Annotated in this window: 22 protein-coding genes; 1 reads left to right on the forward strand and 21 read right to left on the reverse strand. The window is 70.8% G+C overall.

Annotated features, from left to right (window positions below; translation table 11 throughout):
• The first annotated feature begins 83 nt into the window (after positions 1-83).
• Positions 84-617 carry a hypothetical protein gene (locus tag AB0D08_RS03025; protein ID WP_359886061.1) on the forward strand — a complete coding sequence of 178 codons (534 nt, stop codon included), beginning with the start codon at positions 84-86 and terminating at the stop codon, positions 615-617.
• 68 nt (positions 618-685) lie between these two features.
• Here the strand turns inward: AB0D08_RS03025 and AB0D08_RS03030 are convergent, their stop codons facing one another.
• The 21 genes from AB0D08_RS03030 to rho form a co-directional block, all read right to left on the reverse strand.
• Positions 686-1,258, reverse strand: coding sequence for a cob(I)yrinic acid a,c-diamide adenosyltransferase (locus AB0D08_RS03030; protein ID WP_359886062.1), 573 nt, complete (start codon positions 1,256-1,258; stop codon positions 686-688).
• A 14-nt stretch (positions 1,259-1,272) separates the two neighbouring features.
• On the reverse strand, positions 1,273-1,902 hold the full coding sequence (locus AB0D08_RS03035; RefSeq protein WP_033824109.1) for a Uma2 family endonuclease: 630 nt from the start codon (positions 1,900-1,902) through the stop codon (positions 1,273-1,275).
• A 180-nt stretch (positions 1,903-2,082) separates the two neighbouring features.
• Entirely contained in the window at positions 2,083-2,583 is a 501-nt protein-coding gene (locus tag AB0D08_RS03040; protein WP_033824079.1) for a DUF2550 domain-containing protein, read from the reverse strand.
• A 128-nt stretch (positions 2,584-2,711) separates the two neighbouring features.
• Positions 2,712-3,092 (reverse strand): F0F1 ATP synthase subunit epsilon, encoded by a 381-nt coding sequence (locus tag AB0D08_RS03045; RefSeq protein ID WP_033824078.1) that lies wholly within the window; start codon positions 3,090-3,092, stop codon positions 2,712-2,714.
• 210 nt (positions 3,093-3,302) lie between these two features.
• Positions 3,303-4,748, reverse strand: coding sequence for a F0F1 ATP synthase subunit beta (gene atpD / locus AB0D08_RS03050; RefSeq protein WP_033824077.1), 1,446 nt, complete (start codon positions 4,746-4,748; stop codon positions 3,303-3,305).
• A 2-nt stretch (positions 4,749-4,750) separates the two neighbouring features.
• Complete coding sequence (locus AB0D08_RS03055) at positions 4,751-5,665, reverse strand: F0F1 ATP synthase subunit gamma (protein ID WP_033824076.1); 915 nt, start codon at positions 5,663-5,665, stop codon at positions 4,751-4,753.
• 32 nt (positions 5,666-5,697) lie between these two features.
• On the reverse strand, positions 5,698-7,272 hold the full coding sequence (atpA, locus tag AB0D08_RS03060) for a F0F1 ATP synthase subunit alpha (RefSeq protein ID WP_033824075.1): 1,575 nt from the start codon (positions 7,270-7,272) through the stop codon (positions 5,698-5,700).
• Positions 7,273-7,430: 158 nt separating this feature from the next.
• Positions 7,431-8,246, reverse strand: a complete 816-nt coding sequence (locus AB0D08_RS03065) for a F0F1 ATP synthase subunit delta (protein WP_033824074.1) — start codon at positions 8,244-8,246, stop codon at positions 7,431-7,433.
• On the reverse strand, positions 8,243-8,797 hold the full coding sequence (locus AB0D08_RS03070; protein WP_033824073.1) for a F0F1 ATP synthase subunit B: 555 nt from the start codon (positions 8,795-8,797) through the stop codon (positions 8,243-8,245). The genes AB0D08_RS03065 and AB0D08_RS03070 overlap by 4 nt, the downstream gene beginning before the upstream one ends.
• Before the next feature lie 41 nt (positions 8,798-8,838).
• Positions 8,839-9,066, reverse strand: coding sequence for an ATP synthase F0 subunit C (gene atpE, locus AB0D08_RS03075; RefSeq protein ID WP_014138091.1), 228 nt, complete (start codon positions 9,064-9,066; stop codon positions 8,839-8,841).
• Positions 9,067-9,150: 84 nt separating this feature from the next.
• Positions 9,151-9,981 carry a F0F1 ATP synthase subunit A gene (atpB, locus tag AB0D08_RS03080; RefSeq protein WP_051813927.1) on the reverse strand — a complete coding sequence of 277 codons (831 nt, stop codon included), beginning with the start codon at positions 9,979-9,981 and terminating at the stop codon, positions 9,151-9,153.
• A 279-nt stretch (positions 9,982-10,260) separates the two neighbouring features.
• On the reverse strand, positions 10,261-10,695 hold the full coding sequence (locus AB0D08_RS03085) for a hypothetical protein (RefSeq protein WP_033824071.1): 435 nt from the start codon (positions 10,693-10,695) through the stop codon (positions 10,261-10,263).
• Positions 10,696-11,031: 336 nt separating this feature from the next.
• Positions 11,032-12,384: an MraY family glycosyltransferase gene (locus AB0D08_RS03090; RefSeq protein WP_359886063.1), complete on the reverse strand. Its 1,353-nt coding sequence runs from the start codon at positions 12,382-12,384 to the stop codon at positions 11,032-11,034.
• 175 nt (positions 12,385-12,559) lie between these two features.
• Positions 12,560-13,840, reverse strand: coding sequence for a serine hydroxymethyltransferase (locus AB0D08_RS03095; protein ID WP_359886064.1), 1,281 nt, complete (start codon positions 13,838-13,840; stop codon positions 12,560-12,562).
• A gap of 204 nt (positions 13,841-14,044) precedes the next feature.
• Positions 14,045-14,686 (reverse strand): protein-tyrosine-phosphatase, encoded by a 642-nt coding sequence (locus AB0D08_RS03100; protein WP_359886088.1) that lies wholly within the window; start codon positions 14,684-14,686, stop codon positions 14,045-14,047.
• A gap of 35 nt (positions 14,687-14,721) precedes the next feature.
• The gene (locus tag AB0D08_RS03105; RefSeq protein ID WP_033824068.1) at positions 14,722-15,369 is read right to left on the reverse strand and encodes an L-threonylcarbamoyladenylate synthase; all 648 of its coding nucleotides are present in this window, start codon (positions 15,367-15,369) and stop codon (positions 14,722-14,724) included.
• A gap of 228 nt (positions 15,370-15,597) precedes the next feature.
• The gene (prmC, locus tag AB0D08_RS03110; protein ID WP_033824067.1) at positions 15,598-16,464 is read right to left on the reverse strand and encodes a peptide chain release factor N(5)-glutamine methyltransferase; all 867 of its coding nucleotides are present in this window, start codon (positions 16,462-16,464) and stop codon (positions 15,598-15,600) included.
• A 39-nt stretch (positions 16,465-16,503) separates the two neighbouring features.
• A complete protein-coding gene (prfA, locus tag AB0D08_RS03115; protein ID WP_033824066.1) occupies positions 16,504-17,580 on the reverse strand; it encodes a peptide chain release factor 1 in 1,077 nt (358 codons plus the stop codon).
• A 128-nt stretch (positions 17,581-17,708) separates the two neighbouring features.
• Positions 17,709-17,933, reverse strand: a complete 225-nt coding sequence (rpmE, locus tag AB0D08_RS03120) for a 50S ribosomal protein L31 (RefSeq protein ID WP_033824065.1) — start codon at positions 17,931-17,933, stop codon at positions 17,709-17,711.
• Positions 17,934-18,064: 131 nt separating this feature from the next.
• Positions 18,065-19,288 (reverse strand): LCP family protein, encoded by a 1,224-nt coding sequence (locus tag AB0D08_RS03125; protein ID WP_063794488.1) that lies wholly within the window; start codon positions 19,286-19,288, stop codon positions 18,065-18,067.
• 191 nt (positions 19,289-19,479) lie between these two features.
• A complete protein-coding gene (gene rho / locus AB0D08_RS03130; protein ID WP_359886065.1) occupies positions 19,480-21,570 on the reverse strand; it encodes a transcription termination factor Rho in 2,091 nt (696 codons plus the stop codon).
• Positions 21,571-21,700 lie beyond the last annotated feature (130 nt).

Genomic DNA, 21,700 nt, shown 5'->3' on the forward strand with positions numbered 1-21,700 from the left:
GAGACGCCGTACATCGAAGGTCGCACCCGGTGCGGCACCCCGCGACGATGACCCGGCGGCGGCCGCCGGGCGAGGCTGGAGCCATGGTCCCGATCATCATCGCCGGTGAAATCGGCTTCTGGGTGCTGCTGGCCCTGGCGCTGGCCGCCCGCTACCTGCTGCGGTGGCGGACGGCGAGCACCGTACTGCTGATCGGCCTGCCGCTGACCGACCTGGTGATCCTCGCGGCGACCGTCCACGACCTGCGCTCCGGCGCCGTCGCCGACTGGTCCCACGGCCTGGCCGCCGCCTACGCGGGCTTCTCGGTCGGCTACGGCCACGCGCTGGTGCGCCGGGCCGACGCCCACGCCGCGCACCGCTTCGCGGGCGGCGAGCGGCCCGCGAGGCCGCCGAAGTACGGCCGCGAGCGGGCCGCCCACGAGTGGCGGATCTTCGGCCGGACGCTGGTGGCGGCCGTCGTCACGGTGGCCCTGATCGCCGGCGTCCAGTGGCTGGCCGGGGACGCCGCCCGGACCGCCGGCCTCGACCAGTGGTACCCGCGGATGGCCGCCGTCACCGGCATCAGCCTGCTGATCGCCGCCAGCTACACGCTCTTCCCCAAGCGGGAGCGGGGCTGACGGTCCAGCGGTCCGGCGGTCCGGCGGTCTAGCGGTCCGGCGGTCCGGCGGTCCGGCGGTCCGGCGGTCTAGCGGTTCTCCCCCGGGACCCACAGCACGTCGCCGCGCTCCTTGTTGGCCACCCGCGCCAGGATGAACAGCAGGTCGGAGAGCCGGTTCAGGTACTTCGCGGTCAGCGGGTTGACGGTGTCCCCGTGCAGCTCGATCGCCGCCCAGGTGGCCCGCTCGGCCCGGCGCACCACGGTGCACGCCAGATGCAGGTACGCGGCGCCGGGGGTACCGCCGGGGAGGATGAAGCTGCGCAGCTTCTCCACCTGCTCCAGGTAGTGGTCGCAGTCCCCCTCCAGGCGGTCCACGTAGCTCTGCAGCACCCGCAGCGGCGGGTACTTCGGGTCCTCCACCACCGGGGTCGCCAGGTCCGCGCCGACGTCGAAGAGGTCGTTCTGAACCCGCGTCAGCACCGCCACCACGTCCTCGGACAGCGCCCCCGCGGCGAGCGCCACCCCCAGGGCGGCATTGGCCTCGTTGGTGTCCGCGTACGCGATCAGCCGGGGGTCGGTCTTGGTGGTGCGGCTCATGTCCCCGAGAGCCGTCGTGCCGTCGTCACCGGTGCGGGTGTAGATCCGCGTCAGATTCACCATGGCGGCCAGCCTAGTCAGGCCCCGCGCGGCCCACCCGTGATTGCGACGCCGATCACAAAGCCCTTGGCCGGGCCCTCGGGGATCGTGACGTCCGTGCCGTACGGCATCCGCACCTCGGCCTCGTAGGTGGCCTTCTCCGGATCGGGCGCGGTCAGCACCGTGACGTGCCCGGGGCCGTCGTGATCGTCCACCAGGACGTAGACCGGGATACCGGCTCGGGCATAGGCCCTGCGCTTGCGGACCACATCCCGCTTGCGGGCCTCGGCTCCCGGTGACACCACCTCCACCACCACCAGCACACCGGTGGCGGCGACCCCGAGCCCGTCGGGGTCGGGAATGTCGTCGAGGTCCACGGGCCCCACGAACAGATCCGGGACCAGGACCTTGCGGCCGTGGAGGACGTTGACGTCCTGGAATGCCGCGTACTCGCTGCCGGCCAGCGCGAGCACCAGGGCGTCGCGAAGGCGGTTGGCGATCCGGGCGTGACCGCGTCGTCCGGTAGGTGAAACCTCGATGAACCCCTCTACGATCTCCGCCCGATAGCCCTCGGGGAGTTCGAGAGACCTCCACGCCTGCCAGAGCACCTCGTCCAGGTCCGGAACAAGGCCGAAGTCAAGATCGGGCTCGTGCGCCATAGCGGTCATTGAGAGCACACCTCCTCCGTACAGTGTGAGCGGGCCGAGTGCCGTGGCACAACCAACGCTCCGACGCTAGGGCGCCCACAGGTCGTACGGGAAGGGATTCCCGGGAAGCCACCGGGACGGGTTAAGCCCCGCTACGCGACTCCCCACCCTCCGGGCGGGAGGTGCCCCCATTCTCCGTCGCTACGCGACGTTGACCCTCTGCCCCGGGGGGGCCGCCTCGAGCCAGGCGAGGAAGCCGGTGAGGGCGTCGTCGCTCATGGCGAGTTCCAGCGGGGCGCCGTTGTGCAGGCAGCGCAGGACGACCGAGCCGGAGAGCAGGGCGAGCTCCTCCTGGCCCTCCGGGTAGCGGCGGCCCAGCACCTCGATCTCGGTCCGGGGCAGCACCCGCCGCGGGCGGGGCGCGTAGGAGAACACCCGGAACCACTCGATGGAGTCGCCGCTGTACCGGCCGATACCAAAAACCCACCCCTTGCCGTCGGTCACCGGGACCGGGGCGGAGGTGGGCTGTCCGTTCTCGTCGAGATCGGGCCGCGTGGAGGCGTCGGCGGGCATTTTCAACCGGAAGCTGCAGTCGAACGTGCCGCCGACCCGCTGGATCACCCGGCGGCGTACCGCGAAGGCGACCAGGCCGGCCACTCCGAGGGCCACCACCGTCGCACACACCACAAGGGCGAGGACCATGCTCACCGACCTCCTCGCTACCTGCGTCCCCGTTGCGGTCGTATCAACGACCGCCCTGTCCTACCAACTGATACGACAGTCCCGGGGTCACGCAATCGCGTCCCCGGGACCGTCGGTTCGACTTCCGCTCAGGCGGCCTTGAGACCGCGGGCCGCCACCAGGCGGACCTCGGCCCGGCGCTCGGCGTGCGCGTCGAGCTCGCTCTGGGCGTTGTCCAGCGCGCGCTGGGCACGGGCGACGTCGATCTCGTCCGCCAGCTCGGCCACCTCGGCGAGGATGGAGAGCTTGTTGTCGGCGAAGGAGATGAAGCCACCGTGGACGGCGGCGACGACGGTGCCGTCGTTCACCGTGCGGATGGTGACCGGACCGGTCTCCAGCACGCTCAGCACCGGAGTGTGACCGGGCATGATGCCGGTGTCACCGGAGGCCGTACGGGCGACAACGATGGTGGCCGCACCGGACCACACCTTGCGGTCGGCTGCGACCAGCTCGACGTGCAGCTCAGCCAACGTGGGCTCCTAGGCTCTTGCCGGGGAATCGGAACAGCCCGATTACTCGGCAGTTTCGGTAAGAATAACGGGCCCGCGCCCCCGGCATGAAACCAAGGGCCCGGAGATGACCGGGATCACAGCCGCCGTGTGCCGTGAGGGGTGGCCCCCGGGAGCCCGGGGACCACCCCTCACGTACGGTCGGCCATCACGCCGGCCGGTTACAGCTGGTTACTTCTTCGCCAGGTCGGCGGCGTTCTTCTCGAGGTCCTCGATGCCACCGCACATGAAGAAGGCCTGCTCCGGGACGGAGTCGTACTTGCCGTCCGCGATCGCGTTGAAGGCCTCGATGGTCTCCGACAGCGGCACGGTCGAGCCGTCCACGCCGGTGAACTGCTTCGCGACGTAGGTGTTCTGCGACAGGAAGCGCTCGATACGACGGGCACGGTGAACCGTGATCTTGTCGTCCTCGGACAGCTCGTCGATACCGAGGATCGCGATGATGTCCTGGAGGTCCTTGTACTTCTGCAGGATGCCCTTGACGCGGATGGCCGTGTCGTAGTGGTCCTGCGCGATGTAGCGCGGGTCCAGGATGCGGGACGTGGAGTCCAGCGGGTCGACGGCCGGGTAGATGCCCTTCTCGGAGATCGGACGGGAGAGCACCGTCGTCGCGTCGAGGTGGGCGAAGGTGGTGGCCGGCGCCGGGTCGGTCAGGTCGTCCGCGGGGACGTAGATCGCCTGCATCGAGGTGATCGAGTGACCGCGGGTCGAGGTGATGCGCTCCTGGAGGAGGCCCATCTCGTCGGCCAGGTTCGGCTGGTAACCCACCGCGGAGGGCATCCGGCCGAGCAGGGTCGACACCTCGGAACCGGCCTGGGTGAACCGGAAGATGTTGTCGATGAAGAGCAGAACGTCCTGCTGCTCCACGTCACGGAAGTACTCCGCCATGGTCAGCGCGGAGAGCGCGACCCGCAGACGGGTGCCCGGCGGCTCGTCCATCTGGCCGAAGACCAGCGCGGTCTTGTCCAGAACGCCCGAGTCGACCATCTCGTGGATGAGGTCGTTGCCCTCACGGGTGCGCTCGCCGACACCGGCGAACACCGACACACCACCGAAGTTCTCGGCGACGCGGTAGATCATCTCCTGGATCAGAACGGTCTTGCCGACACCGGCACCACCGAACAGACCGATCTTGCCACCCGTGACGTACGGGGTGAGCAGGTCGATGACCTTGATACCGGTCTCGAACATCTCGGTCTTGGACTCGAGGTCCTTGAACTCGGGAGCCTTGCGGTGGATCGGCCAGCGGACCTCGACCTGGGACTCGAACTCGTCCTTGTCGACGTTCAGCACCTCACCGAGGGCGTTGAAGACCTTGCCCTTGGTGATCTGGCCGACCGGGACGGAGATCGCCGAACCGGTGTCGGAGACCTGCGCGCCACGGACCAGGCCGTCGGTCGGCTGCATCGAGATGCCGCGGACCAGGCCGTCGCCGAGGTGCTGGGCGACCTCGAGGGTGAGGATCTTCTTGCCCGAGCCGTCGGGGTTGTCCACCTCGACGTGCAGGGCGTTGAACATGTCCGGAATCGCGTCGACGGGGAACTCCACGTCGACGACCGGGCCGATGACCCGCGCGACGCGGCCCGTCGCCGTGGTCGGCTCAACTGTGGTGGTCATTCTCATTCGCTCCCGCGGCTAGCGTCGGCGAGCGCGTTGGCACCGCCGACGATCTCGCTGATTTCCTGGGTGATCTCGGCCTGACGGGCCGAGTTGGCAAGCCGCGTCAGCGACTTGATGAGCTCTCCCGCATTGTCGGTCGCGCTCTTCATCGCGCGCCGACGGGCGGCGTGCTCCGAGGCGGCCGACTGCAGCAGCGCGTTGTAGATCCGGCTCTCGACGTACCGCGGCAGCAGTGCGTCCAGGACGCCCTCCGCCGACGGCTCGAAGTCGTACAGCGGGAAGATCTCCGCCTTGGCCGGCTTGTCGTCGCTGAGCGTGACCTCGTCCAGCTTCAGCGGCAGCAGCCGGGCGTCCACCGGGGTCTGGGTCAGCATCGACTCGAACTTGGTGGAGACCAGGTGAAGCTCGTCCACGCCGCCCGTCTCGGCCGTGAAGGCCTCGATCAGGTCGACCGCCACGGCCTTCGCGTCACCGTAGGTCGGCTTGTCGGAGAATCCCGTCCACGAACCGCCGACCTCAAGGTTACGGAAGTTGTAGTACGAGACGCCCTTGCGGCCGACGATGTAGGTCACCACGTCCTTGCCCTCGGCACGCAGCCGCGCGGAGAGCGCGATCGCCTGCTTGATGGCGTTGGTCGAGTAGCCGCCGGCCAGGCCGCGGTCCGCCGTGATCAGCAGGACAGCGGCCGTCTTGGCCTGGGGGTTCTCGGTGGTGAGCGGGTGCTTGGCGTTGGACCGGGTGGCCACCGCCGTCACCGCCCGGGTGAGCTCATCGGCGTACGGAGTGGAGGCGGCCACCGCGCGCTGCGCCTTGACGATGCGCGACGCGGAGATCATCTCCATCGCCTTGGTGATCTTCTTCGTCGCGGTGACAGAGCGGATCCGGCGCTTGTAGACCCGAAGCTGTGCTCCCATGGGTCGTTACGTCCTTTCCCTCGTTACCGGACTCAGGCCTGCTCGGACAGGAGCTTGCCGTCGGCCGTGGTGAAGCCCTGCTTGAAGGCGTTGATCGCCTCGGTCAGCGCGTCGATCGTGCCGTCCTCGAGCTTCGAGGTCTCGACGATGCCCGCCAGCAGGTCCTTCTTCTCGATCCGCAGGTGGTCCAGGAACTCGCGCTCGAAGCGGCGGATGTCCGCGACCGGGACGTCGTCCAGCTTGCCGGTGGTGCCGGCCCAGATGGAGACGACCTGCTCCTCGACCGGGAACGGCTGGTACTGGCCCTGCTTGAGCAGCTCGACCATGCGCGCACCGCGCTCCAGCTGGGCCTTGGAGGCCGGGTCCAGGTCGGAACCGAAGGCGGCGAACGCCTCCAGCTCGCGGTACTGGGCCAGGTCCAGGCGCAGGCGGCCGGCGACCGACTTCATGGCCTTGATCTGGGCCGAGCCACCGACGCGGGAGACCGAGATACCGACGTTCACGGCCGGGCGGATGCCGGCGTTGAACAGGTCGGACTCCAGGAAGCACTGGCCGTCGGTGATGGAGATGACGTTGGTCGGGATGTACGCCGAGACGTCGTTGGCCTTGGTCTCGATGATCGGCAGACCGGTCATCGAGCCCGCGCCCAGCTCGTCGGAGAGCTTCGCGCAGCGCTCCAGCAGGCGGGAGTGCAGGTAGAAGACGTCACCCGGGTAGGCCTCGCGGCCCGGCGGACGGCGCAGCAGCAGCGAGACGGAGCGGTAGGCCTCGGCCTGCTTCGACAGGTCGTCGAAGATGATGAGGACGTGCTTGCCGTCGTACATCCACTCCTGGCCGATGGCCGAGCCGGTGTACGGGGCGAGGTACTTGAAGCCGGCCGGGTCGGAGGCGGGAGCAGCCACGATGGTGGTGTACTCCAGCGCGCCGGCGTCCTCCAGGGCGCCGCGCACGGACGCGATGGTGGAGCCCTTCTGGCCGACGGCGACGTAGATGCAGCGGACCTGCTTCTTCGGGTCGCCGGAGCGCCAGTTGTCGCGCTGGTTGATGATCGTGTCGATCGCCACCGCGGTCTTGCCGGTCTGGCGGTCGCCGATGATCAGCTGACGCTGGCCACGGCCGATCGGGGTCATCGCGTCGATGGCCTTGATGCCGGTCTGCATCGGCTCGTGCACCGACTTGCGGACCATGACGCCCGGCGCCTGCAGCTCCAGGGCGCGGCGGCCGCTGGAGGCGATGTCGCCCAGACCGTCGATCGGGTTGCCCAGCGGGTCCACGACGCGGCCGAGGTAGCCCTCGCCGACCGGCACGGAGAGGACCTCGCCGGTGCGGTGCACCGTCTGACCCTCCTCGATGCCCGAGAACTCACCGAGGACGACGACACCGATCTCGCGGGTGTCGAGGTTCAGCGCGAGGCCGAGGGTGCCGTCCTCGAACTTCAGCAGCTCGTTGGCCATGACCGAGGGCAGACCCTCGACCTTGGCAATACCGTCCATGGCCTCGGTGACCGTGCCGACCTCTTCACGCGAGGCCGCGTCCGGCTGGTACGACTGGACAAAGTCGGCCAGCGCGTCCCGGATCTCCTCCGGACGGATCGTAAGCTCCGCCATCAGGCTTCCCTGCTCTCCTAGTTTGCGATCCTCGGCCCGCCATTGAGGGCCGCAAGTACTCGACTCTCGGCCGGGTCAGGTGAACCGGCCGTACGTTTTGCCGGCCCACCCTGAGTGGAACCGACGCCCGACCGAGGGTCGGATGATGCTTGGTGTGATCAGCCTTCGAGGACCTGGCGAGCGCCTTCGAGGCGGCTCGACACGGTGCCGTCGATGATCTCGTCACCGATCTGCACCCGGACTCCGCCGCGGACCTCGGGGTCGACGGCGATGTTCAGGTGCACCTGGCGGCCGTACAGCCCGGCCAGGGCAGCGGCGAGCCGCTCCTTCTGGACGTCCGACAGCGGAACCGCGGCGGTGACCAGGGCCACCACGCGTCCGCGACGGGCCGCGGCGAGCTTGGAGTAGGACTCCAGGCCCTGCTCAAGGCTACGTCCACGCGGGTTGGTGACCAGGGCGGTGACCAGGCGGACGGTGCCCGCGTTGGCCTTGCCGCCGAGCAGCTTCTTGATCAGCTCCGCCTTGGCGGCGGTGCCGGCCTTCGGCTCGGTCAGCGCGGAGCGCAGCTCGTGCGAGCCGCTCACCACCCGGCCGAACCGGAACAGCTCGTCCTCGACGTCGTCCAGCGCACCGGCCTTGTCGGCGGCGGTGATCTCGGCGAGTGCCGAGAGCTCCTCCACCGAGTCGACCAGGTCACGGGCGCCCGACCAGCGGGAGCGGACCAGGCCGGAGACCAGGTCGACGGTCTCGCCGGAGACCTGCCCGGACAGCAGCGAGGAGACCAGCTGGGCCTTGTCCTGGCCGGACCGCGAGGGGTCGGTCAGGACGCGGCGCAGCGAGACCTCGCGGTCCAGCAGGGCGGTGACGGCGGTGAGCTCCTCGGCGAGCTTGGCCGAGTCCACCGAGGTGTTGTCGGTCAGGCTCTGCAGGTTCTCCCGGCCGGCGGCCAGGGCCTCGCGGCTGGCGCCGATCACTTGGCGCCCGCCGAGGAAGCGGCCTTGCTCTCCAGGTCGTCCAGGAAGCGGTCGATGACACCGCTCTGGCGGGCGCTGTCCTCCAGGGACTCGCCGACGATGCGGGAGGCCAGCTGGGAGGCGAGCGAACCGACGTCCTGACGCAGGGCGGCAGTCGCCTGCTTCTTGTCGGCCTCGATCTGGGCGTGACCGGCAGCGACGATGGCCTCGCGCTGACGCTGGCCCTCGGCGCGCATCTCGGTGATCAGGGCAGCGCCCTGCTCGCGGGCGTGCTCGGTGATCCGAGCGGCCTCGTGACGCGCCTCGGCGAGCTCGGCGCGGTACTGCTCCAGCAGGGCCTGGGCCTCGGCCTGCGCGGCCTCTGCGCGCTCCATGCCGCCCTCGATGGCGTCACGGCGCTCCGACAGCACCTTCTCGATGCTGGGGAGGAGCTTCTTGCCGAGAAGACCGAAGACGATGAAGAAGCAGAGCAGGCCGATGATGACCTCGGGCCACGCGGGGAGGAGAGGGTTCATCTTCTCCTCCGCCGCGAGGGCGAAACCGGGGTTCATATCAGAACCTTTCGTCGAAAAGGGCTACCGGTGTGCCGGACTTACTGGCCGTAGACAAACGGCATGACGATACCGATGAGCGCGAGCGCCTCGGTCAGCGCGAAGCCGATGAACATGTTGGAGCGGATCAGGCCGGCAGCCTCGGGCTGGCGGGCCATGGCCTGCACACCGTTGCCGAAGATCAGACCGACACCGATGCCGGGGCCGATCGCGGCGAGGCCGTAGCCGATGGAAGCGACGGAACCGGAAACCTCAGCGAGAGCGGACATCTCTGCTAATCCTTTGCGGGATGGAGAACCGGTGGTGGTTGGCCACCGGGAGTTCAGGGGGTTGCAGCCGTCGGGCTGCGGGGCTCAGTGCGCCTCTTCGAGGGCACCGGCGATGTAGCTGCTGGCCAGCATCACGAAGATGTAGGCCTGCAGGAACTGGACCAGCAGCTCGAAGGCGGTGAGGGCGACGGCGACCACGAAGGAGACCGAGCCGTACAGCGCACCGATGCTCGGGCTGAGCAGGTACCAGGAGGCGACCGAGAACACCACGATCAGCAGGTGGCCGGCGAACATGTTGGCGAAGGCTCGCACCGCGAGGGTGAAGGGACGCACGAAGATGTTCGAGAAGAACTCGATCGGCACCAGGATGAACATGACCCAGCCGGGGATGCCGGACGGCCAGCAGAGGTTCTTCATTCCGCCGACGAAGCCGTGCTTCTTGAAGGTCAGCGACATGTAGGTGATCCACACGATCGCCGCGAGCCCGGCCGGGAAGGCGATCTTCGACATCACCGGGAACTGGGCGAACGGGATGATGGACATGATGTTCATGATCCACACGAAGAAGAACATCGAGACCAGCATCGGGACGTACTTCTCGCCCTTTTTGCCGATGGTCTCCAGCACGATGCTGCGCTTGACGAAGTCGTAGCCGATCTCGCCGACCAGCTGCAGCTTGCCGGGGAGCAGCTTCGGCTTCGCGAAGGCGGCCCAGAAGAAACCGACGACCAGCAGCGCGCAGATGATCGACAGCAGCATCGGCTTGTTGAAGTCGACACCGCCGATGGTGAAGATCGGCTTGAAGTCGAACTCGTTCAGGCCGGGGGCGGGGAAGCCGCAGCCGGAGTTCAGGTGGCACCCGGCCTCAGAGGCAAGCTGCCTTACGTCAGCACCCACCACAGACTCCTTCGTCATGACGCATGGTTACGGCAACCTCGGTGTGTCGGCGTGGCCTGCGGCCACGGAGCGGCACTGGAACTTGATGGAAATCTCGCTGACCCCAGGCGGCCTCGTTCACAGCCGCGGAATCTTCGAAGACCAGTCGGAATCGGGGGGCGATGCGTCCGAGCGGTATGCCTTCACCGCTTGGAGGGACCAGGCCGCATCCCGTACTCCGTTGTTGCGACGGACGATAGCAGCCCGTCAGCAGGGCATAAACACCGCCCCCCTCGCGCGGGAGACAGCCGGCGCTCGTCACTGTTGACGCTCCGACGAGGAGTCCTTGCGCTCGGAAGCGTCGGGGTCGACGTAGAAGATCTTGGCCTTCATCGCACCGCGCACCTGGAAGCCCGTCCAGATCAGAGCGCAGCCGAGCAGCGTGAAACCGAAGACTTTGGTGTCGAAGAGTGAGGTGTGTTTGAACACTGCGAGAACAATCCCCACCAGCAGGATCTGCGTGGTGTACACCGCCAGCGCGGCGGGCATGAGGAGCTGCGCGTTGTTCCTGGTGAGCCGGTCGAGTGCGACCTGGCCGAAGCTGAAGAACGCCATCACCAGCAGCGTTGCGAAGACCGCGCCGAGCAGACCCTTGGTCCCCACAACTGCGGTGGAGATCGCGGCGGCGATCAATCCGGCGACCGCAGTGGGGATTGCGGCGCCACGGATGATCCGGGCGTCGTGGGACGGCATGTCGGCAGCTCCGGCGGCATGTCGGTGTGGCGGGGACGGGCACGGGGGTGCGGCGATGGCGCCGCGCCGAGAACCCCGACCGCGGGGCAACCGCTCGACGGTCGACCCGTCGAGGAAGACCGACCGGGGACGGAAGTCCTCCACCTGTCAGGTCTTTCGGCGTGTTCTCGGTACTCGTGAACGGTATCACAAACTATTTGATGAGAGCTTTACCATGAACGTGTGGTACCTGTCACACTGACGGCTCAATCCTGCGGCCATACGGGCCAGGGGACTTGACGGATGATCAGCCCCGTCGGACCGCCGTCCGGGCCCCCGTCCGACCGGCCCGTCCGGTCAGCCGCGGCGCTCGGCGTGCGAGCCGACCGCGGTGGCTCCGGTGCCGAGCCGGCCCAGCAGCGCCTTGTCGTCGGCGGAGAGCTCCGACATGGCCGGCGCGGCCTGTTCCGCGGCCGCCTGGGCGGGGGCCGGGGCGGAGGCCGCAGCAGCGGCCGGGGCGGCGGCTGCGGCCGCCTCCTGCGGGCCCTTGCGGTAGCGCGGCGGGACGAAGGCCTGGACGGCGCGCGGCGCGTGCGGGCGGAAGCGCGGCATCAGCAGCACCACCAGGCCGACCAGGCAGAGCCCGGCCAGCGCCAGCACCACGGTGCGGCCGGTGTTGGTGACCGAGAAGGCCACCGTGCCGAAGGCGATCAGCGCGGCCCAGAAGTACATGATCAGCACGGCCCGGCTGTGCGAGTGGCCGACCTCCAGCAGGCGGTGGTGCAGGTGCTGCTTGTCCGCCGCGAACGGCGACTTCCCGGCCCAGGTGCGGCGCACCACGGCCAGCAGCAGGTCGGCCAGCGGCAGCGCGATCACGGTCAGCGGCAGCAGCAGCGGGATGTAGGTCGGCACCAGGGCGTGCACGGTGGCGGTCTGCGAACCGGTCTGGTCGGTGACCAGGTCCGGGTCGACCCGGCCGGTGATGGAGATCGCCGCGACCGCGAGCATCAGGCCCAGCATCATCGAGCCGGAGTCGCCCATGAAGATCCGCGCCGGGTGCAGGTTGTGCGGCAGGAAGCCCAGGCACATCCCGATCAGCACCGCGCTGAACAGCACCGCGGGGGCCGCGTCGTTGATCCCGTACCCGTACCAGAGCCGGTAGGAGTACAGGAAGAAGGCGCCCGCGGCGATGCAGACCATCCCGGCGGCCAGGCCGTCCAGGCCGTCGATGAAGTTCACCGCGTTGACCATGACGACCACCAGCGTGACCGAGATGATCATGCCCTGGGTGGGGGTGACGGCCACCGGGCCGACACCGGGCACCGGGATGGAGATCACCGTGATGCCCTGCCAGACCATCACACCGGCGGCGATCATCTGACCGCCCAGCTTCACCAGCGCGTCGACGCCCCACTTGTCGTCCAGCACGCCCAGCACCCACATGATCCCGGCGCCGGACAGCAGCGCCTTCACGTCGGCGCTCTGGATGAACAGCCGGCCCAGGTGGGTCAGCTGGGAGGCGACCAGCAGGCCCGCGCACAGGCCGCCGAACATCGCGATGCCGCCGAGGCGGGGGGTCGGCTCCCGGTGCACGTCCCTGGCCCGGACCGGCGGCATGGCGCCCGCCAGGATGGCGAACTTCCGCACCGGGCTGGTCAGCAGGTAGGTCACGGCCGCCGTGACGAACAGCACCAGCAGATACTCACGCACCACTGGCCTCCTGGTTCACGATCCGACGGTCGAGTACGGAGCGTACTGCGCCGCGCGGCCGGGGCGGGCTGGTTCGGGGTTCGAGGTGCGTCGCCACGGTGCACACCTTATTGAGTCGGACGCTCCGGACGTGCATCGCGGTTCGCCTTGGCGGCCACCCGACTCCCCCGCAACGCTACCGGTGGCCCGCGAAGGCCCGCGCCAGCGCCTGCACCCGGCCCCTGATCCGGGCGTCCGCGCCGGAGTCGAGCACCTGGGCGATCAGGGTGCCGACCTCGGCCAGTTCCGTCTCCCCCATGCCCTGGGCCGCCACCGTCCCGGTGCCCAGCCGGATGCCCGAGGCCTCGGAGGGGGGCGCGGGGTCGAACGGCAGAGCACATTTTCCGAGCATCAGGCCGGCGCCCGCGCAGCGCCGCTCGGCCTCGGCGCCGGACAGGCCGAAGCCGCTGATGTCGACGGTCACCAGGTGGGTGTCGGTCCCCCCGGTCAGCGGCCGGGCGCCGCCGGCCGCGAGCGCACCGGCCAGCGCGCGGGCGCCGGCCACCGCCCGGCCGATGTACGACGCGTACTGCGGGGTGCCGGCCTCCAGCAGCGCCACCGCCTTGCCGGCCACCTCGTTCATCGCCGCCCCGCCCTGGGTGAACGGGAAGACCGCCCGGTCGATCCGGTCCGCGAGCTCCGCGGTGCACAGCAGCAGCCCGCCGCGCGGCCCGCGCAGCAGCTTGTGGGTGGCGGCGACGGTGACGTCCGCGTAGGGCACCGGGGAGGGCGCGGCGCCCGCCGCCACCAGGCCGATGGTCTGCGCGGCGGAGGCGATCAGGTAGGCGCCCACCTCGTCGGCGATCTCCCGGAAGGCCGCCCAGTCCAGGTGCCGGGGGTGCGAGATGCCGCCGGCGATGATCGCCTTCGGCCGGTGGGTCCGCGCCAGGTCGCGCACCTGGTCGAGGTCGACCAGCTCGTCGCCCGCGCGCACGCCGTAGCCGACGAAGTCGAACCAGCGGCCGGAGAAGTTGGCCCGCGAGCCGCAGCTCAGGTGGCCGCCGTGCTGCAGCGACATCGACAGCACCGCGTCACCGGGCCGCAGCAGCGCCGCGTAGGCCGCCAGCATCGCCGAAGTGGCGGACCTGGGCTGGACGTTGGCGTGCGGGGCGCCGAACAGGGCACGGGCCCGGTCGACCGCCAGCAGCTCGACCGTGTCGGCCGGCGCGCAGCCGGTGTGGTGGCGATGGCCCGGGTAGCCCTCGGCGTACTTGTCGATCAGCGGGCCGCCGAGCGCGGCCAGCACGGCGGGACTGGTGAGGTTCTCGCCGGCCAGTAGCTGGAGGGAGTCGGCCCGCCGTTCGCGCTCGGCCGCGAGCAGGTCGGCGACCAGCGGATCGGCCTGCCGCAGGGCGGCGGAGGCCGTCCAGGGAGCGGGGGTCTCGGTGGAGCCGTGCACGGTGTCGGTGACGGTCATGGCAGCGCTCCGGGGCAGCGGCGGGCGAGGTGCTTCCAGCGTAGGACGGCACCGCGGTCCGGGCCCGCCCGCGCGCGCCGGGGTACACCCGTCAGGGCGGGGGCACCTCCTGAGCACCCGACAGACACACTTCGATCACAGCACCCCCCGGAGTCCTCCCCATCCGGGGCGCGTCGGACCGCCGCGGGCGGTCCGGGGGCCGGATCAGTGGCCGGCCGGCACCCCGGTCAGCGCCGTCACCACCGGGTCGAGGGCGTCGAATATCTCCTCGCCGCAGTTGCGGAACATGCCGATCGGCGCCCCGTACGGATCGTCGACCTCGTCGAACTCCGGCGAGGACGCCAGCAGCCAGCCGCGCAGAGCAGCCGCCGAACGGACCAGCGCCCGGGCCCGGTCGGTGAGCCGGGAGCCGTCGTCGGCGTACGGCAGGGTGCCCGGGTCCACCCGGCGGACCAGCCGGGTGAACTCCTTGAGCGTGAACGTCCGCAGCCCGGCCGAGTGCCCCATCGAGATCACCTGCGCCCGGTGGTCGAGCGTCGCGGTGAGCACCAGATCGGCCTCGATGACGTGTTCGTCCAGCAGCTCGCGCCCGGCGAAGCCGGCCGTGTCGGCACCGTACTCGTCGAGCACGGTGGCGGCGTGCGCCTCCATCGGCGCGCCCTCGTGGCCCCAGGTGCCGGCGCTCTCCACCACGATCCGCCCGGCGGTGGCCGGGGCGAGCCTGGTGTCGAGTTCAAGCCGGGTCAGCCGCTCGGCGATCGGCGAGCGGCAGACGTTACCGGTGCAGACGAAGAGGATCCGGAAGGAGTCGAGCGGACGGGGCACCACCGCCAGGGCGGAGGGTATGCCGGGGTCCGCGCCGTGCAGCGAGGCGGCGGCCGTCAACTGCCGGCCTCCAGGTCCGGAACGACCTCCCTCAGCTGCTCGACGCTGATCGCGCCCGCCCGCAGCACCACCGGGACCTTGCCGGTGACGTCGACGATGGTGGAGGCCGTCGCGTGGTCGGCCTGCCCGCCGTCCAGGTAGACCGAGATCGCGTCGCCCAGCTGGCCCTCGGCCTCGTCGCAGGTGGCCGGCGACGGGCCGCCGGTGCGGTTGGCGCTGGAGACCGCGAGCGGGCCGGTGGCGTTCAGCAGCTCGATCGCGACCGGGTGCAGCGGCATCCGGACCGCGACGGTGCCACGGGTGTCCCCGAGGTCCCAGCGCAGCGAGGGCTGGTGCTTGGCGACCAGGGTCAGCCCGCCCGGCCAGAACGCGTCGACCAGCTCCCAGGCCTGCTCGGAGAAGTCCGTGACCAGCCCGTGCAGGGTGGTCGGCGAGCCGACCAGCACCGGCGAGGGCATGTTCCGCCCGCGCCCCTTGGCGGCGAGCAGCGCCGCCACGGCCTCCGGGGAGAACGCGTCCGCGCCGACCCCGTAGAGGGTGTCGGTCGGCAGCACCACGAGCTCGCCGCGGCGGATCGCGGAGGCGGCCTCACGCAGACCGGTGGCGCGGTCCCCGGCATCGGCGCAGTCGTAACGGCGGCTCATCGGTACGGTCCCCTTCCGAGATGGCTCAAGCTGATCTGCTGTGCGGGCGGCCCCGCGGCGGCGCCGGGCCCGTTCACGACGACGCCCCACGGGCGGCGGTACTGCGTACGGTCACACGGCACACGGCCGAACGCGCCGGACTGTTCACAACGACGCCCTTCGGGCGGTTGTACCGCGCTGCACTCTTCACAACGACGCCCTTCGGGCGGTTGTACGGCGCTGGACTGTTCACAACGACGCCCTTCGGGCGGTTGTGAAGCGCGGCCGGTGGTTCAGGTCGCGGTGGTCGGCGGCGTCGGTCCAGCCGCTCTCCTCCTTGAAGATCCACGGCACCTGCCCGCCCTGGGTGTCGGCGTGCTCGATCACCACCGCGCCGCCCGGCCGCAGCAGCCGGGCCGCGACGCGTTCGATGCCGCGGATGGTGTCCAGGCCGTCCTCGCCGGAGAACAGCGACATCTGCGGGTCGTGGTCGCGCGCCTCGGGCGCCACGTACTCCCACTCGGTGAGCGGGATGTACGGCGGGTTGCTGATCACCAGGTCGAAGCGGCCGTCCCAGGCGCGCTCCGACTCGAAGGCGCGGGTGGCGTCACCGGCGTGCAGGGTGATCCGGGCCCGGTCCGGGCTGGCCGCGATGTTGCGCCGGGTGTACTGCAGGGCGCCCTCGTCGAGCTCGAAGGCGTGCACGGTGGAGCGCGGCAGCTCCTGGGCCAGCGCCAGCGCGATGGCGCCGGAGCCGCTGCACAGGTCGACCACCAGCGGCTCGGCGACGTCCATGTCGCGCACCGCGTCTATCGCCCACTCGACCACGGTCTCGGTCTCCGGCCGGGGCACGAACACCCCGGGGCCGACCTCCAGCTCCAGGTAGCGGAAGAACGCCCGCCCGGTGATGTGCTGCAGCGGTTCACGCGCCTCGCGCCGGGACACCGCCTCCCAGTAGCGGGCGTCGAAATCGCCGTCGGGAACGGTGTGCAGCTGGCTGCGCTTGACGCCGTGGATGTACGCCGCCAGCTCCTCCGCGTCGAAGCGCGGCGACGGCACGCCGGCCGCGGCCAGCCGCTGGGTGGCCTGGGCCACCTCGGCGAGCAGCAGGTTCATCCGTACACACCCCTGGTCTGTGGGCTCGGGCTTCGGTGCTCAGTTCTCCTGCGCGGCAGCCAGCTTGGCGGCCGCGTCGGCGTCCACGCAGGACTGGATGATCGCGTTCAGGTCGCCGTCCAGGACCTGGTCCAGGTTGTACGACTTGAAGCCGGTCCGGTGGTCGGAGATGCGGTTCTCGGGGAAGTTGTAGGTCCGGATCCGCTCCGAGCGGTCCACCGTGCGGACCTGGCTGCGGCGCGCGTCCGAGGCCTCCTGCTCGGCGGCCTCCTGGGCGGCGGCGAGCAGCCGCGAGCGCAGGATGCGCATGGCCTGCTCCCTGTTCTGCAGCTGGCTCTTCTCGTTCTGGCAGGACGCCACGATACCGGTCGGCAGGTGGGTGATCCGGACCGCCGAGTCGGTGGTGTTGACCGACTGGCCGCCGGGGCCGGACGAGCGGTAGACGTCGATCCGCAGGTCGTTGGCGTGGATCTCGACCTCGACCTCCTCGGCCTCGGGGGTGACCAGCACGCCCGCCGCGGAGGTGTGGATGCGGCCCTGCGACTCGGTGGCCGGCACCCGCTGCACGCGGTGCACGCCGCCCTCGTACTTCAGCCGGGCCCAGACGCCCTGGCCGGGCTCGGTGGTGCCGCGGGTCTTCACGGCGACCGAGACGTCCTTGTAGCCGCCGAGGTCGGACTCGTTGGCGTCGATCAGCTCGGTCTTCCAGCCCAGCCGCTCGGCGTAGCGCAGGTACATCCGCAGCAGGTCGCCGGCGAACAGCGCGGACTCCTCGCCGCCCTCGCCGGCCTTGACCTCCAGGATGACGTCCTTGTCGTCATTGGGGTCGCGCGGCACCAGCAGCAGCCGCAGCTCCTCGGTCAGCTCGTCCCGGCGGGCCTCGGAGGACTTCACCTCGGCGATGAAGTCGGGGTCCTCGGCGGCCAGCTCGCGGGCGGCCTCGATGTCCTCGCCGGCCGCGCGCCAGGCACGGTAGGCGACGGTGATCGGGGTGAGCTCGGCGTAGCGCTTGGCGAGCTTGCGGGCGTTGGCCTGGTCGGCGTGGACCGACGGATCGGCCAGCCGCGTCTCGAGGTCGGCGTGCTCGGTCAGGAGCTCTGCGACTGCCTCGAACATGGGGTGGGCCTACTTCCCGTGAGAGCTGGTGGGGCTGGGTGGCGAGGGGTGCGGGGAGACGCGAACGGCGCCGGCCCCAGCGTCCCCACCGTACGACGGGGACGCCGGAGACCGGCGCCGTGGAAGCGCTAGGCCTGGGGGGCGCTGTGCTTCTTGCCGAAGCGGGCCTCGAAGCGGGCCACGCGGCCACCGGTGTCGAGGATCTTCTGCTTGCCCGTGTAGAACGGGTGGCACTGCGAGCAGACCTCGGCGCGGATCTCGCCGCTGGTCTCGGTCGAGCGGGTGGTGAACTCGGCGCCGCAGGTGCAGGTCACCTTGGTGACCACGTACTCGGGGTGAACGTTGGGCTTCAAGGGGTTCTCCTAGGTTTCGGGAGGGCACCGGGTCGGCAGCGGGAGCTGCACGTGAACCGGGACCGACGGACCAGTGTGCCAGCACTGACCGCATCTTCCCAAACCGGGTACATTTCCCGGTTATTCCACGGCTACCCGCCGGCCCGGCGTGCTGGGGTGCCCGCTCCCGCCCCCGGGGACCTTGCCGCGGTTCCGGTGGAGGCTCCGGCCGTCGCCCTGGCCGAGGGGCCCGCGGTGGGGCCCTGGGCCGGGTCGGCGGGCTGTCCGGCGGTCACGGCGGCGGGCACCGGCTGGTCGGCCCTGAGCGCGGCCCACAGCTGGTCCGCCAGCGGGCGGGCGGGCACCACGCGGTTGGCGTCCGAGGGTGCGGTGACGACCGGCAGAGTGACCATCGCCATCTGGTCCGGGCCGATGGACTTGAGGGTGTCGGCGAGACCGACCAGCGAGTTGACCGAGCCCAGGTCGGAGTCGGTGGTGACGCTCTTGGTGAGCTTGTCGGCGGTGGCCCAGAGCTTGGCGGGGTTGGTGGTCAGCCCGACCTTGCCGACCTGGCTCATGATCGACCTCACCATCTGCTGCTGCAGCTCGATCCGGCCGAGGTCGCTGCCGTCGCCCACCCCGTGCCGGGTGCGGACGAAGGCGAGCGCCTGGTCGCCGTCCAGGTGGTGGGTGCCGGCCGGCAGCTTGAGCCCGCTGTCCTGGTCGGTTATCGGGACGGCGGTGGTGACGGTGACGCCGCCGATGGTGTCGATCAGCTCGGCGAACCCGGCGAAGTCGATCTGCACGTAGTGGTCCATCCGCAGCCCGGTCAGCTGCTCGGTGGTCTTCACGGCGCAGGCGGGTCCGCCGACCTCGAAGGCGGTGTTGTACATCGCGCTGCGAGCGGCCGGGACGCTCTTGCCGTCCGGCGCGGTACAGGCCGGGCGGGCCACCAGGGTGTCCCGGGGGATGCTCACCACGCTGGCGCGGCTGTGGTCCTGGCTGACGTGCACCACCATCGCGGTGTCGGAGCGGGCCGTGCCGTCGGTGGCGCCGCCGGCCAGGGCACCGTTGGCGCCGCCGCGCGAGTCCGAACCGAGCACCAGCAGGTTGAACGAGCCGTCGGTGGCGGCCGGCGGCCGGGCCTCGCCCAGCTGGCCGTTGATGTCGACGCTGGTGATGTTGCCGTTGAGCCGCAGGTACGCGTAGCCGGCCGCGCCGGCGGTCAGCAGGACCAGGGCGCTCGCCGCGATGATCAGGTTGCGTCTCAGCCGCCGCCGCGGGCGTTTACCGGCCGCGGGCGTCCCCTCGGGCGGCTCGGTGTCCGGGGGTGCGGCGGCGGGCCGCTGCGGGTCGTCCTCCTGCGGTCCGGCCATCTCGCCTCCCTCGTCACCCGGCGCGACCGTGGCCGCGTGAGCATCGTGCGCCCGACCCTTTCATCCGGTATGACCGTTGTTTTGAGGATAAGCGCGCAGCGGGCCGCCAGCCGCCCCACCCGACTTGACCCCGGACATGACAAGGGCCCCGGACCGCAGCGCGGTCCGGGGCCCTGTCGGCCGATCCTGCGTCAGTCGCCCGAACCGGGGGTGGTCTTGGCGATCTGCATCAGGAACTCGGCGTTGCTCTTGGTCTGCTTCATCTTGTCCAGGAGCAGCTCGATGGCCTGCTGCGAGTCGAGCGCGTGCAGCACCCGGCGGAGCTTCCAGGTGATCGCCAGCTCGTCGTTGCCGAGCAGGATCTCCTCCTTGCGGGTGCTGGACGCGTCGACGTCCACCGCGGGGAAGATCCGCTTGTCGGAGAGCTTGCGGTCGAGCTTGAGCTCCATGTTGCCGGTGCCCTTGAACTCCTCGAAGACCACCTCGTCGGCCCGGGAGCCGGTCTCCACCAGCGCGGTGGCGAGGATGGTCAGCGAGCCGCCGTTCTCGATGTTGCGCGCGGCACCGAAGAACTTCTTCGGCGGGTACAGCGCGGTCGAGTCGACACCACCGGACAGGATGCGGCCGGAGGCCGGCGCCGCCAGGTTGTAGGCGCGGCCCAGGCGGGTGATCGAGTCCAGCAGGATCACCACGTCGTGGCCCAGCTCCACCAGGCGCTTGGCGCGCTCGATGGCCAGCTCCGCGACCACGGTGTGGTCCTCGGCCGGGCGGTCGAAGGTCGAGGAGATGACCTCGCCCTTCACCGACCGCTGCATGTCGGTGACCTCTTCCGGACGCTCGTCGACCAGGACGACCATCAGGTGGCACTCGGGGTTGTTGTGGGTGATCGCGTTGGCGATGGCCTGCATGATCATCGTCTTGCCGGTCTTCGGCGGGGCGACGATCAGACCGCGCTGGCCCTTACCGATCGGCGACACGAGGTCGATGATGCGGGTGGTCAGCACGCCCGGGTCGGTCTCCAGGCGCAGCCGCTCCTGCGGGTACAGCGGGGTGAGCTTGCCGAACTCGGGCCGGCCGCGGCCGCTGTCCGGGTCCATGCCGTTGACGGAGTCCAGCCGCACCAGGGCGTTGAACTTCTCGCGGCGCTCGCCGTCGCGGGGCTGGCGCACCGCGCCGGTGATGGCGTCACCCTTGCGCAGGCCGTGCTTGCGCACCTGGGCCAGCGAGACGTAGACGTCGTTGGAGCCCGGCAGGTAGCCCGAGGTCCGCACGAACGCGTAGTTGTCGAGGATGTCCAGGATGCCCGCGACCGGGATCAGGACGTCGTCGTCACCGACCACCGGCTCCGGGGCACCGGTGCCCTCGAAGCCCTCGCGGCGACGGCCACGGCGGTCACGGTAGCGGCCACGGCGGCCACGGCGGCCGTCGCCGAACTCGTCGTCGTCGTACCCGCCCGCCTGCGGCTGGCCGGCCGGCTGGCTCTGGCGCTGCGGCTGGCCGGCGTCCTGCGCGCCGCCCTGCTGCTGGCCGCCCTGGCCGCCCTGGCGCTCGCCGCGCTCGGGCCGCTCGCGCTCGCGGCGGTTGCGGCGGTCACGGCGCGACTCGCGGGAGTCGCCGTCCTGGGCCTCGCCGCCCTCGGCGCGCTCGGCGCCGCCCTCACGGCGGTCCCGGCGGTCGCGCCGGTCCCGGCGCTCGGTGCGGGCCTCGCCCTCGAAGCCGCGCTGCTCGGCGGTCCGGGTCTCGGCCTTGGCCTCGGCGACCACGGCGCCGGCCTGCTCGGCGGCGGCCTCGGCGACCGGGGCGCCGGCGGCCGAGGTGGCCCGGCGGCGGGTGCGCTCGGTGCGGGCCGGCGCGGTGGTCTCGGCGGCGGCCTGGACCGGGATCTCGATCTGCGGCTGGGCCTCGGCGGCCGCGGCGGCGGCGCGGGTGCGGCGGGCCGGCTTCTCCTCGGCCGGGGCGGCCGGGGCGGCGCTCTCCTCGGCCGCGGGGGCGGCCTTGGCGGCGCGCTTGGCGGCCGGGGCCTGGGCCGGGGCGGCGGCGCCGGCGAGCAGCGGGTCACCGCCGCTCTTGTCCTTGATGGCCTCGATCAGCTGGCTCTTGCGCATGCGTCCGGTACCGCTGATTCCAAGAGTCGAGGCGAGCTTCTGAAGCTCGGCCAGGACCAGGCCGTCCAGGCCCGCGGCAGCGCTACGACGGCGCCGTGCCGGAGCCGCGGGGGCGGCGGCTGCGTCCGACGCGTCGGCGTCCGGGCGCGCGCCCATCAGATCGGTGGTGTCGCTCACTAAGGGTCCTTCCCTGGAGCGGACGTCGGCCTGTCTGGCTCGGCGACCGGTTGTGCTGTCCTGACCAACGTCTGTTCGCGCTGGTCCGAGGCGGGATTCCCCCGAAAGGCTGATCCGATCGGGAGAATTG

Origin of the sequence: Kitasatospora sp. NPDC048540, from assembly GCF_040651175.1 — a bacterium.
Lineage (GTDB): Bacteria > Actinomycetota > Actinomycetes > Streptomycetales > Streptomycetaceae > Kitasatospora.

Coding starts and splice junctions, on each gene's coding strand:
- AB0D08_RS03025 (WP_359886061.1), top strand. CDS start 84: ATGGTCCCGATCATCATCGCCGGTGAAATCGGCTTCTGGGTGCTGCTG.
- AB0D08_RS03030 (WP_359886062.1), bottom strand. CDS start 1,258: ATGGTGAATCTGACGCGGATCTACACCCGCACCGGTGACGACGGCACG.
- AB0D08_RS03035 (WP_033824109.1), bottom strand. CDS start 1,902: ATGACCGCTATGGCGCACGAGCCCGATCTTGACTTCGGCCTTGTTCCG.
- AB0D08_RS03040 (WP_033824079.1), bottom strand. CDS start 2,583: ATGGTCCTCGCCCTTGTGGTGTGTGCGACGGTGGTGGCCCTCGGAGTG.
- atpD (WP_033824077.1), bottom strand. CDS start 4,748: ATGACCACCACAGTTGAGCCGACCACGGCGACGGGCCGCGTCGCGCGG.
- AB0D08_RS03055 (WP_033824076.1), bottom strand. CDS start 5,665: ATGGGAGCACAGCTTCGGGTCTACAAGCGCCGGATCCGCTCTGTCACC.
- atpA (WP_033824075.1), bottom strand. CDS start 7,272: ATGGCGGAGCTTACGATCCGTCCGGAGGAGATCCGGGACGCGCTGGCC.
- AB0D08_RS03070 (WP_033824073.1), bottom strand. CDS start 8,797: ATGAACCCCGGTTTCGCCCTCGCGGCGGAGGAGAAGATGAACCCTCTC.
- atpE (WP_014138091.1), bottom strand. CDS start 9,066: ATGTCCGCTCTCGCTGAGGTTTCCGGTTCCGTCGCTTCCATCGGCTAC.
- atpB (WP_051813927.1), bottom strand. CDS start 9,981: ATGACGAAGGAGTCTGTGGTGGGTGCTGACGTAAGGCAGCTTGCCTCT.
- AB0D08_RS03085 (WP_033824071.1), bottom strand. CDS start 10,695: ATGCCGTCCCACGACGCCCGGATCATCCGTGGCGCCGCAATCCCCACT.
- AB0D08_RS03095 (WP_359886064.1), bottom strand. CDS start 13,840: ATGACCGTCACCGACACCGTGCACGGCTCCACCGAGACCCCCGCTCCC.
- AB0D08_RS03105 (WP_033824068.1), bottom strand. CDS start 15,369: ATGAGCCGCCGTTACGACTGCGCCGATGCCGGGGACCGCGCCACCGGT.
- prmC (WP_033824067.1), bottom strand. CDS start 16,464: ATGAACCTGCTGCTCGCCGAGGTGGCCCAGGCCACCCAGCGGCTGGCC.
- prfA (WP_033824066.1), bottom strand. CDS start 17,580: ATGTTCGAGGCAGTCGCAGAGCTCCTGACCGAGCACGCCGACCTCGAG.
- AB0D08_RS03125 (WP_063794488.1), bottom strand. CDS start 19,288: ATGGCCGGACCGCAGGAGGACGACCCGCAGCGGCCCGCCGCCGCACCC.